The organism is Bradyrhizobium tropiciagri (assembly GCF_018130505.1).
Taxonomy (GTDB): domain Bacteria; phylum Pseudomonadota; class Alphaproteobacteria; order Rhizobiales; family Xanthobacteraceae; genus Bradyrhizobium; species Bradyrhizobium tropiciagri_B.
Window position 1 is genome coordinate 91033 of record NZ_JAFCKH010000006.1, and the last position, 11693, is coordinate 102725.

The following is an 11693-nucleotide window of genomic DNA, read 5'->3' on the forward strand; positions in this document are numbered from 1 at the left end:
AGCCTCCGCCGTGTGGCGCGAACGCGCGCCCGACGACTGGCTCCGCGAGAACGCGAAGCTGTGTCCCCACCCACCGCCGTCATCGCCCGGCTTGACCGGGCGATCCAGTACGCCGCGGCCTCCCGGCTCAACAATGACTGCCTCTGGAATACTGGATCACCCGGTCAAGCCGGGTGACGACACCGAACAAGTTGTTTGACGTGTGAGTCCGAACCCGTTCCGCGGCACCAGCACGGCCAATTCGTCACTGTGTCACATTATCGCCGACAGCCGACTTTCGAATAGCTTGCATCGCGTGTGCGATCGACTACCCTTGGCATACAAGCAGGCCCGACGTGAGATCGCGCCGCAAAAGGGGAAGCGCATTGCACGGACAGGCCGACCGGCGCAGCGAAGTCGTGCGTGGCGCCAGTGAAGGCGCGCGCCGGCGCATGTTCACCGGCCTGTGGGTCGCGGCGTTGCTGGTGATCCTCGCGTTCCTGGTTATCTACCCCGTCCTCATGCTGCTGCTCGGCGCGCTCACCGACACCAATCCGGTGGTCGACGGCCTCAGCCGCAGCCTCAGTCACCTCTCGGTTGCGAATTTCCTTACCGTGCTCGCCAATCCGAATGTCGGCGAGGCGTTGCTTAACACCCTGATCGCCTGCGGCGGTGGAACCGCGATCGCGGTGGCGATCGGGCTGTTCTTCTCCTGGATCGTGGTACGCACCAATACGCCGTTCAAGGGCTTCATCGCCGCGGCGAGCATCCTGCCGCTGTTCGCGCCGCCGCTGGTCGCGGGCGTCGCCTGGGCCATTCTCGGTTCGCCCAAGACCGGCCTGATCAACACGATGTTCAAGTGGATAGGGTCGGATCTCCGCGTCGATCTTTATTCGATGTGGGGCCTCGTCTTCGTGTTCGGCATCTACTACGCGCCCTATGTCTACATGTTCACCGCCTCGGCGCTGCGCAACATGGATCCGAGCCTGGAGGAGGCCGCCGAGATTTCCGGCGCCAGCGCGTTCTCGACGCTGTTCACGGTGACGTTCCCGCTGATCATGCCGGCGATCGTCTCGGGCATGCTGCTGTCGTTCATCGTGATGCTAGGCATCTACGGCATTCCCGCGGTGCTGGGCGCGCCGACCAATCTCAACGTGCTCACCACCTACATCTTCAAGCTGACCAACTGGTCGCCGCCGCTCTACAACACCGCGGCCGCGGTTGCGATCATCCTGATGGTGGTGACGGGACTGCTCGTTTATCTGCAGCAGCGGGTGCTGAGCGGACGCAGCTACACGACCGTGGCAGGCAAGGCGTTCCGGCCGCGCAGCCTCGATCTCGGGCCATGGCGCTGGTTCACCTTCGCGATCGGCATGCTCTATCTCCTTGTCGTCGTGGTGCTGCCGTCGCTGGCGCTGATCGTTGCCGCGTTCCGCAAGTTCATGTTCATCCGGGACGTCGCCAGCCTGTTCGACATGCGGCAATACTCGCTGGTGCATTTCGAGAGCATCTTCGACAATCCGCTGACGATGCGATCGATCTACAACGCGGTCGAGGTCGGCGTCATCACGGCTGTCGTCGGCGGCGCGCTCGCCTTTGCGATCGGCTACACCATCCACCGCACCCGGGTCGCCGGGCGCGGCACCATCGACCTGATCTCGACGCTGCCGGTCGCGATCCCCGGCCTCGTGGTCGGCGTCGCCTATCTGTGGGCCTGGATCGGCATCCCGGGCGGACTCTACGGCACGATCTGGATTCTGGCGCTGGCCTTCATCGCACGCTTCATGCCGGACACCGTGAAGGCGCTATCGACCTCGTTCCTGCAGATCCATCGCGAGCTCGAGGAGGCCGCCTGGGTCTGCGGCAAGGGCATGCTCGGCACCATCAGGACCATCGTGCTGCCGCTCGCGAGCCCGGGCGTGCTGGCGGCGATGACGCTGCTGTTCGTGCTGGCGATCCGCGAGCTCGGCTCGTCGCTGTTCCTCTACACCAGCAACACCATGGTGATGTCGGTGCTGCTGCTCGACTATTACGAGGGCGGCAATATCGGCAAGACCGCGGCGTTCAGCCTGGTGCAGACCGTGCTGCTCGGCGTCCTGATCGGCGGCGCCAACTGGCTTTCGCGCGGCGCCGCGCAGGGCAACGTGGCCCGCACCGGATAACAACAAACATGGGAGAGATTGGCGATGGATAGACGGACCTTCACGACACTGGCCACGACCTTGGCCCTGGCCGGCGTCGCGACGCTTGTGCTGGCGCCTCGCGCGCAGGCGCAGGAGTTCGGCTCGCCCGAGCTGATCGCGGCGGCCAAGGCCGAAGGCAAGCTGGTCTATTACACCGCGAATTTCGCCGAGATCGAGCAGCAGGTGATCAAGGCCTTCAACAAGCGCTTTCCCGAGATCAAGATCGAGATGGTGCGCGCGCCGGGCGGCCAGCTCATCACCCGCGTGAAGACCGAGGCCGCCGCCGGCAAGCTGATCGCCGACGTGGTCGATCATTCCGACCGCGCGCTGATGCAGCCGCTGGAGGATCTGTTCCAGGACTACGCGCCGCCGAACGCGGCGGACTACGATACGCACGCGCTGATTTCGCCAAAGTTCTGGCCGCGCGCGACCATCGCCTGGTCGATCGGCTACAATACCGAGCTGGTGAAGGATCCGCCGAAAACCTGGAAGGACCTGACCAAGCCGCAATATGACAAGCTGATCGGCCAGGTGTTCGCGCAGTCCGGCGGCACCACGTGGACGCGGATCATGTTCGAGCGCCAGGTGCTGGGCGAGGATTACTGGGCCAAGCAGGCCGCGACCCATCCGGTGCTCTATCCCTCCGGCGCGCCGACAGCCGATGCGCTGGTGCGTGGCGAGGTCGCGATCGCGCCGCTGCTCTACAACGTGATCTACCAGAAGAAGAAGGACGGCGCGCCGATCGAGATCTTCTTCCCGCCCGAGGGCTCGCCGGTCAATCCCTATGCTACCGGCATTCCGAAGACCGCTGCGCACCCGAACGCCGCAAAGCTGTTCCTGAACTGGTGCCTGTCGAAGGAAGGCCAGACCTTCATGATCAAGGAGCTCGGCAATCTCACCTCGCTGAAGCAGCCGCCGGCCTATCCGGAAGGGTTCGATCCCAAGGTGGTGAAGCTCTGGTATCCGGACTTCGACGAGTACAAGAAGCTGCACACGGCGTGGGTGGCGGACTGGGACAAGACCTACGGCTATCGGCAGTAAGTGGCGGGTGAAGCGATGACGGCGACGCTCGAAGTCACCGAGCTCAGGAAACAGTTCGCGATCGGCCGTCCGGCGATCGATGGCGTGAGCTTCAGCGTGCCGGCCGGCGAGATCGTGGTGCTGCTCGGTCCGTCCGGCTGCGGCAAGACCACGACCTTGCGCTGCGTTGCCGGGCTCGAACATCCGACCGGCGGCGAGATCAGCATCTCCGGAAAGGTGGTGTCGTCGCCCGAACGCGGCGTGCTGGTGCCGCCGCGCTCGCGCGATCTCGGCATGGTGTTCCAGTCCTATGCGGTGTGGCCGCACATGACGGTGCGGCAGAACGTGATCTATCCGCTGAAGCACCGCAACATCAGTCGCGCGGACGCCAACCGCAAGGTCGAGGAGGCGCTGGCGCTGGTCGGGCTGTCGGAATATGCCGACCGTCCGGTGGTCGCGCTTTCCGGCGGACAGATGCAGCGCGTCGCACTGGCGCGCAGCATGGTGTACCGGCCGCAATTGTTGCTGCTCGACGAGCCGCTGTCGAACCTCGACGCCAAATTGCGGTTGCGGCTGCGCGATGATCTCCGCGTCATCCTCAAGCAAACCGGTATGACGGCGCTCTACGTCACCCATGACCAGGCCGAGGCGGTCGTGCTCGGCGACCGCATCGGCGTGATGCGCAACGGCAAGCTGCTGCAGATGGATTCGCCGGATGCGATCTACAATCGCCCAGCCGATCTGTTCGTCGCCAATTTCACCGGCGCCACCAACGAGCTCGCGGGCACGCTGGTGACATGCAACGGCCAATATGGCGTGGTCGATTTCGGCGACGGCAGGCAGGGCGAGGTCGCGCTCTTCCATGAGCTGGCGCCCGACCAGAAAGTGCGCGTCGCGCTGCGGCCCGAGAACATCGCGATCGGCCGGCCGAATGGCGTCAATACGTTCTCGGCCAAGGTGCTCGACCGCCGCTATCAGGGCACCCAGACCGCCTATGGTATCGAGCTGTTCGGCAAGCGGCTGGAGGCGATCGAGCTCGGCACCGCTGCGCGGCACCAGGTCGGCGTCGAGGCGCCGGTCTCGCTGCCGCGCGAATGCCTGTGGGCCTATCGTGACAGCGGTCCCGTATCACACGAATAGCGGCGGAGTCCGGCCCCTTCCGGAAATCGTGTTGACATCGGCTCACCTGCGGCGGAACAAGATGGAAAACCGCTGGAGCGAGGCACCCGCCGATGACGATGACCGACCAGACCCGGGATGCGAATCCGGTTGCGATCGACAAGGAGCAGCTCCGCCGGAAATATCTCGCGGAGCGAAATAAGCGGCTGCGTGCCGATGGCAACGACCAGTATCTGCAGATCAAGGGGCAGCTCGCGCATTATCTCGACGATCCCTACACGCCACGCACCGAGCGTGCGCCGAAGACCGATCACGTCACCTTCGCCTTCATCGGCGGCGGATTTGCCGGGCTCGCGACGGCGGCGCGGCTGACCGAAGCCGGCATCAAGGATGTCCGCATCGTCGAGAAGGGCGGCGATTTCGGCGGCACCTGGTACTGGAACCGATATCCCGGCGCGCAATGCGACACGGCCTCGATGGTCTACATGCCGCTGCTCGAAGAGACCGGGCACATGCCGTCGGAGAAGTATGCGCATGCGCCCGAGATCCTCGCGCATTGCCAGCGCATCGGCGAACATTTCGGCCTCTACGACAACGCGCTGTTCCATACCGAAGTGACCAGCCTCGATTGGGACGAGACGCAATCGCGCTGGCTGGTCCGCACCACGCGCGGCGATGCCTTCACCGCGCAATATGTCGGTATCGGCACGGGCCCGCTGCATGTGCCGAAGCTGCCGGGCATTCCGGGCCTGGAGAATTTCAAGGGCCACTCGTTCCACACCAGCCGCTGGGATTACGACTACACCGGCGGTGATCCGAACGGCGCGCCGATGGACCGGCTGGCCGACAAGCGCGTCGGCATCATCGGCACCGGCGCAACGTCCGTGCAGTGCATTCCGCACCTCGCACGGGCGTGCAAGGAGCTCTACGTGTTCCAGCGCACGCCGTCATCGGTCGACGTGCGCGCCAACGCGCCGATCGATCCGACATGGTTCGCGGAGATCGCAACGCCCGGCTGGCAGCAGCGTTGGCTGGAGAACTTTACGGCCAACCAGGCCGGCGGATCGGCCGAAGAGGATCTGGTGCAGGACGGCTGGACCGATCTGTCGAAGCGTATCCGCGCCAAGGTCATGCTGCTGCCGCGCGAGCAGCGGACCGTGGCCAACATGCGGGCCGCCTTCGAGGACTCCGACTTCGAGAAGATGGACGAAATCCGCAACCGGGTCGACACCATCGTCACCGACGCTGAGACTGCGAAGAACCTCAAGGCCTGGTACGGCCAGCTCTGCAAGCGGCCGTGCTTCCATGATTCCTATCTGCAGGCGTTCAACACGCCCGGCACCCATCTGGTCGATACCGACGGCAAGGGCGTCGAGCAGATCACCGCAAACGGGATCGTCGCTGGGGGCAGGGAATACGAACTCGACTGCATCATCTATGCGTCGGGGTTCGAGGTCGGCACGGAATATCGCCGCCGCGCAGGCTTCGACCTGACCGGGAGGGGCGGCGTCAAGCTGTCGGAGCATTGGTCGGAGGGCATGCGCACCAAGCACGGCATCCACGTGCACGGCTTTCCGAACGTTTTCTTCGTGCAGCCGACGCAGGGCGCCAACCTGATTTCCAACGTGCCGCACAATCTGACCGAGGCAGCGCGAACCATCGCCCTGATGGTCTCCCATGCGCGGGACAACGGCTTCAACCAGATCGAGGTCGGCAAGGAGGCCGAGGACCGCTGGGTCGAACTGCTGCTGACCGGCGTCGGCCGGATGATCGGCGGGCCGGATTGCACGCCCGGCTACTACAACAATGAAGGCCGCGAGCCCGGCCCGGCCGCCAAGCTCAATGTCGGCCACCCCTCGGGCGCGCTGGCCTATTTCAAATATATCGACGCCTGGCGCAACAGCGGCCAGTTCGAGGGCGTGCAGTTTCGCTAAGGCAATCGCGACCCCGATGTCCGCCAAGTAAGGGAGTGCTTGAGGATGACCCAGTCAGTCGCAGGTGAAGCGTCACAGCAAGGCCCGAAACCCGCATCGCCGTCCGTCGTGGCGCAGCATGCGGCAACGCTGAAGGCGCTGCCGTTCTCCGACGTCAGCGATTTCGACGATGCCGCGCGCGGCTTCCTCGGCACCATCGAAAACGCGAAGGTCACCTCGGCGCAGGGCCGGACGGTCTGGAGTCTCGAACCCTACGGCTTCCTGTCCGAGGAGTCCGCGCCGCCGACCGTCGATCCCAGCCTGTGGCGGCAGTCGCGGCTCAACATGCACCATGGCCTGTTCGAGGTGGTGCCGGGCGTCTACCAGGTGCGCGGGCTCGACATCGCCAACATGACGCTGATCGAGGGCGACAAGGGCGTGATCGTGGTCGACACGCTGACCTCGATCGAAGGCGCGCGCGCCGCGATGGAGCTCTACTTCCTGCACCGCGGCAAGCGGCCGGTCGCCGCCGTGATCTTCACCCACACCCACACCGACCATTGGGGCGGCGCGCGCGGCGTGGTCGATGATGCGATGCTGGCGGCCGGCGTGCCGATCATCGCGCCGAACTTCTTCATGGAGCACGCGGTCTCCGAGAACATCATCGCGGGGCCGGCGATGCTGCGCCGCGCGCAGTACCAGTTCGGTCCGTTCCTCGCCAAGGGCGTGCGGGGCCATGTCGATTGCGGGCTCGGCAAGACCATGGCGGCCGGAGGCGTGGCGCTGCTGCGGCCGACCGACCTGATCATCGCGACCGGCGACAGGCGTATCATCGACGGCGTCGAATTCGAATTCCAGATGGCGCCGAACAGCGAGGCGCCGGCGGAGATGCATTTCTTCATCCCGCGCCACAAGCTCTTGAACCTTGCGGAGAACTGCACGCACAATTTCCACAACCTGCTGCCGTTCCGCGGCGCTGATGTCCGCGATGCGCTGGCCTGGTCGAAATATCTCGGCGAGGCGCTGCAGATGTGGGGCGGCAAGGCGGATGCGATGTGCGGCCAGCATCACTGGCCGGTGTGGGGGCGAGAGCGGATCGACACGATGATCCGCGAGCAGCGCGATCTCTACAAATACGCCCACGACCAGACCATCCGGCTGATGAACCACGGGCTCAATGCCGCCGAGATCGCCGAGGCGATCCGCCTGCCGCAGAGCCTGGAGGGCGCCTGGCACGGCCGCGGCTATTACGGGCATATCCGGCACAATGTGAAAGCGATCTATCAGAAGTATCTCGGCTGGTACGACGCCAACCCGGTCAATCTCGACCCGCTGCCGCCGGTTCAGGCCGGCAAGAAGTATGTCGAGTACATGGGCGGCGCCGATGCAATCCTCAAACGTGCGACGGCGGATTTCGCCAAGGGCGAATTCCGGTTCGTCGCGCAGGCATTGAGCCATCTGGTGTTCGCCGAGCCGGACAACCCGGCGGCGCGCGCGCTGTTGGCCGACACCTTCGAGCAGCTCGGCTACGCCGCTGAGAGCTCGACCTGGCGCAACGCCTATCTGTTCGGCGCGCAGGAGCTTCGCCTGGGCATGCCGAAGACCCCGCCGCGCTCGCCGATGCCGCGCGAGACGCTGGCCGCGCTGCGCACCGAGCAGCTCTGGGACGTGCTCGGCATCCGCCTCAACGGCCCCAAGGCCGAAGGCAAGAGAATCGTGCTGAACTGGAGCTTTACGGATACCGGCGAGACCTTCGTCCTCAATCTGGAGAATTCGGCGCTGACCTATGTCAAGGGCGCGCAGGCCGCGGATGCGCAGGCGAGCTTCGCCCTGGGGCGCAGCGTGCTGGACGAGGTGATCGCCAAGCTGACCACGTTCGCGGACGCCGTCGACGCCGGCAGGATCAAGGTGTCCGGAGAGCCGCGGCGGCTCGATGAACTGATGACGCTGATGGACGAATTCCCGCGCATGTTCGAGATCGTCGAGCCGAAGCGCACGGCGGTGACGTAGGGCGGCATGCTCAGAGGGATCACCGTCACCCTGAGGAGCGCGTAGCGCGTCTCGAAGGGTCGACGGCCCGGCTGGTGGCCGATTCATCCTTCGAGGCTCGCTGCGCTCGCGCCTCAGGATGACGGGTCTTTGAGCGCAGCCTCAAATCCCGAGATACGCGGCCTGCACCTGCTTGTTGTTGGCGAGCTCGGTGCTGGTGCCGTGCATGATGACGTTGCCGCTCTCCAGCACATAGGCGCGCTGCACCAGCGACAGCGCGCGGCTGACGTTCTGCTCGACCAGCAGGATCGCGGTGCCCATCTTGTGGATCTCGCCGATCTTCTCGAAGGTCACATCGGTCATCACGGGGGCGAGGCCGAGCGAGGGCTCGTCGAGCATCAGAAGCCGCGGCTTCAGCATCAACCCGCGGCCGACCGCGAGCATCTGCTGCTCGCCGCCGCTCATGGTGCCGGCGAGCTGCTTCTTGCGGTCGGCGAGGCGCGGAAAGATATCGTAGACCAGCTGCATCGTGCGCTGGCGGTCCGGCTTGGCCCGCGGCGTGAAGGCGCCGATCTCGAGGTTCTCCTGCACCGTCATTTCCGGAAATACCTGGCGGCCCTCCGGAACGTGGGCGATGCCGAGCTCGGGGATGCGGTAGGGCGGCAGCGTGGCGAGGTCGACGCCGTCGAACGTGACCTTGCCTCCGAACAACTTCACCAGGCCGGAGACGGCACGCAGCGTCGTGCTCTTGCCGGCGCCGTTGGCGCCCAGCAGGCCGACGGCTTCGCCCTCGGCAATGGAGATATTCACGTCGGTGATCGCCGGCACCGAGCCGTAGCTGGCGCTGACGCGGGAAAGCTCAAGCATGGGCGTCTCCCTGCGCCGGCGGGTGCACATAGGAGCCGAGATAGGCGCGGATCACTTCGGGATTCTCCACGATCTCCTTCGGCGCGCCCTCGGCGATCTTCTGGCCGTGGTCGAGCACCACGATGTGGCGCGCCACCGCCATGATCGCGCGCATCACGTGCTCAACGATCACGATGGTCAGGCCGCTGGCGGACAGCTTCTTGACCAGCGCCACCGCCTGGTCGATCTCCGACGGATTGAGCCCGGCCATCACCTCGTCGAGCAGCAATATCTTGGGCTGCGTCGCCAGCGCACGGGCCATCTCCAGCCGGCGCTGGTCGATGGTGGTGAGATCCTTGGCCGCAGTCTGCTCCTTGGCGCCGAGCCCGACGAACTCGATTGCCTCGAGCGCCTTCTTCTCGGCGGCAGCAACGTGCCGGTCGCGCAGGAAGGCGCCGGTCATCACATTGGCGAGCACCGTCATCGCGCCGAACGGCTTGGCCACCTGGAAGGTGCGCGCCATGCCGAGCGCGCAGACATCATGCGGCTTGAGGCCGACGACCTCCTGGCCGAAGGCGAGCACCGAGCCGGCGTCCGGCCGGTGAAACCCAGTGATCAGATGAAAGCTCGTGGTCTTGCCGGCGCCGTTCGGCCCGATCAGCGCGAGCGTCTCGTTCTCCTGCACGGTGAAGCTCACGTCCTGCACCGCGCGCAGGCCGCCGAAACGCTTGCTGAGACCCTTGATGACCAGTGCTTCCGCCATCGTGATGGCCTCAGGCGTGCGCCGGCTTGCGCCGGGCGTAGCGGTGATAGACATCGGTCGCAAAGCCGATCAGCCCGGTCGGCCGCCACAGGATCACCGCCATCAGGATCAGGCTGTAGACGGTGAGCTGGATGCCGCCGACCGAGCTGCCGAGCCAACTCTGCAGCAGCGCCGACGTCGTCTCCAGCAGCACGGTGCCGATCACAGGACCCCACAGCGTCCCGATGCCGCCAACGATCGACACCAGCGCCGCCTCGATCGAGACGTTGAAGCTGAAGGCGGTCGCGGGATCGATGAAGTAGATGTACTGGGTGTAGAATGTGCCGGCCAGCGCAGTCAGGAACGCGCTGAGCATGTAGATGTCGCGCTTGATCTTCGGCGCGTTGACGCCGATCGCTTCCGCCGCATCCTCATCCTCGCCGATCGCGACGAGGTAGTAGCCCATCCAGGATTTTTCGATCTTGTGGGTGACCCAGAGCCCGACGACGAGCAGGCCAAGTACGACGTAGTAATACGACGACTTCTCCTCGAACTGCATCATCAAGGGCGCGCTGCCGAGATTGGGGATCGTGGTGCCCTCGGCGCCCCAGGCGAAATCGCGGAACTTGAGGAAGATCAGCATCAGCACCTGTGCGGTGGCGATGGTGGCGATGGTGAAATAGGGGCCGCGCAGGCGGAAGCAGAGCCAGCCGATCGGCAGGCTCGCCAGCATCGCGACCACGCCGCCGGCAACCATCCCGATCCAGGGCGAGATGCCGTAGTTCACCTGCATGATCGTGGAGGTGTAGGCGCCGAGCCCGAAATAGGCGGCGTGCCCGAGCGAGAGCTGTTTTGCATACCCGCCCATCAGGTTCCAGGCGACGCCGATGAACGAAAACAGCAGGATGCGGATGAAGATGTCGATCGCGAACGACGAGGTCACGATCTGGGGCAGGGCGAGCATCACCACGGCTGCCAGCGCGATCCAGAGCCATTTCATCTTGCCGAGCGTTTCCATCAGCGGCCCCTCTGTGCACCGAGGCCGCTCGGCCGGAAGGCCAGCGTCAGCAGCAGCAGCGCGAACACCACGATCAGGCCGGAATCGGCGCCGACGAACTGGATGCCGAGCGATTCCGCGACGCCCATCATCAGGCTCGCGATCAGCGCGCCCATCACATTGCCGAGCGTGCCCATCACGACGGCGACGAACGCCATCAGCACGAACACCTGGCCGACGAACGGGTAGGCCGAATAGAACGGCATCAGCAGCGAGCCGGCGGCGCCGGCCAGCGCCAGCGCAGTGCCGAATGCGACCGCGAACACGCGGTTCGGATTGATTCCCATCAGCATCGCGACGTCGCGGTTCTGCGAGGCGGCACGCATCGCCTTGCCGAGGTCGGTGGTGTGCAGGAACACCCAGAGCAGGGCGCTGAGCCCCATCGCGACCACAAAGGCGATCAGTTTCGCCACCGGAATGTAGAGCCCGCCGAAATGCAGCGCCTCGTCGGAATACCAGGTATGAACCGTGCGGTAGTTCGCCGTGAACAGCATCAGCGACAGGTTCAGCAGCAGCAGCGACAGCGCGAAGGTCAGGAAGATCTGCGGCATGTCGTTCGGACCGAGCACCCTGCGGATCAGGAAGTGCTGGATCAGCATGCCGGCCACGAACAGCACCGGCATCGAGACCACCAGTGAGACCAGCGGATCGATGCCGAACTGGGTGGCGAGGAAGAACGAGATGTACATCCCGATCATCACGAATTCGCCCTGGGCGAAATTGACGATCTTGACCACGCCGAAGATCAGCGTGACGCCGATGCTGACAAGCGCGTAGATGCCGCCGATGAGCAGGCCGTTGATCACGGCCTGGGCCAATGTCTCCAACATAGGTTCGGGCCGATC

At 65.1% G+C, this 11693-nt stretch carries 9 protein-coding genes; 5 read left to right on the forward strand and 4 right to left on the reverse strand.

Features of this window, described 5'->3' with window-relative positions; all coding sequences use genetic code 11:
• The first annotated feature begins 365 nt into the window (after positions 1–365).
• From JQ633_RS16755 to JQ633_RS16775, 5 genes are all read left to right on the forward strand, one after another.
• Entirely contained in the window at positions 366–2141 is a 1776-nt protein-coding gene (locus JQ633_RS16755; protein WP_249159421.1) for an ABC transporter permease, read from the forward strand.
• 24 nt (positions 2142–2165) lie between these two features.
• Positions 2166–3203 carry an ABC transporter substrate-binding protein gene (locus JQ633_RS16760; RefSeq protein WP_249159423.1) on the forward strand — a complete coding sequence of 346 codons (1038 nt, stop codon included), beginning with the start codon at positions 2166–2168 and terminating at the stop codon, positions 3201–3203.
• A gap of 15 nt (positions 3204–3218) precedes the next feature.
• Positions 3219–4322, forward strand: coding sequence for an ABC transporter ATP-binding protein (locus tag JQ633_RS16765; protein WP_211986159.1), 1104 nt, complete (start codon positions 3219–3221; stop codon positions 4320–4322).
• A gap of 92 nt (positions 4323–4414) precedes the next feature.
• A complete protein-coding gene (locus JQ633_RS16770; RefSeq protein WP_211986160.1) occupies positions 4415–6235 on the forward strand; it encodes a flavin-containing monooxygenase in 1821 nt (606 codons plus the stop codon).
• 45 nt (positions 6236–6280) lie between these two features.
• A complete protein-coding gene (locus tag JQ633_RS16775; RefSeq protein ID WP_211986161.1) occupies positions 6281–8224 on the forward strand; it encodes an alkyl/aryl-sulfatase in 1944 nt (647 codons plus the stop codon).
• A gap of 141 nt (positions 8225–8365) precedes the next feature.
• Here the strand turns inward: JQ633_RS16775 and JQ633_RS16780 are convergent, their stop codons facing one another.
• From JQ633_RS16780 to JQ633_RS16795, 4 genes are read right to left on the reverse strand one after another with little or no spacing between them, the layout of a single operon-like run.
• Complete coding sequence (locus tag JQ633_RS16780; RefSeq protein ID WP_249159424.1) at positions 8366–9070, reverse strand: ABC transporter ATP-binding protein; 705 nt, start codon at positions 9068–9070, stop codon at positions 8366–8368.
• A complete protein-coding gene (locus JQ633_RS16785; RefSeq protein WP_211986163.1) occupies positions 9063–9812 on the reverse strand; it encodes an ABC transporter ATP-binding protein in 750 nt (249 codons plus the stop codon). Before JQ633_RS16785 ends, JQ633_RS16780 begins: the two co-directional genes overlap by 8 nt.
• 10 nt (positions 9813–9822) lie before the next feature.
• The gene (locus JQ633_RS16790) at positions 9823–10809 is read right to left on the reverse strand and encodes a branched-chain amino acid ABC transporter permease (protein ID WP_211986164.1); all 987 of its coding nucleotides are present in this window, start codon (positions 10807–10809) and stop codon (positions 9823–9825) included.
• Entirely contained in the window at positions 10809–11678 is an 870-nt protein-coding gene (locus JQ633_RS16795) for a branched-chain amino acid ABC transporter permease (protein WP_211986165.1), read from the reverse strand. The genes JQ633_RS16790 and JQ633_RS16795 overlap by 1 nt, the downstream gene beginning before the upstream one ends.
• Between the last annotated feature and the right edge of the window lie 15 nt (positions 11679–11693).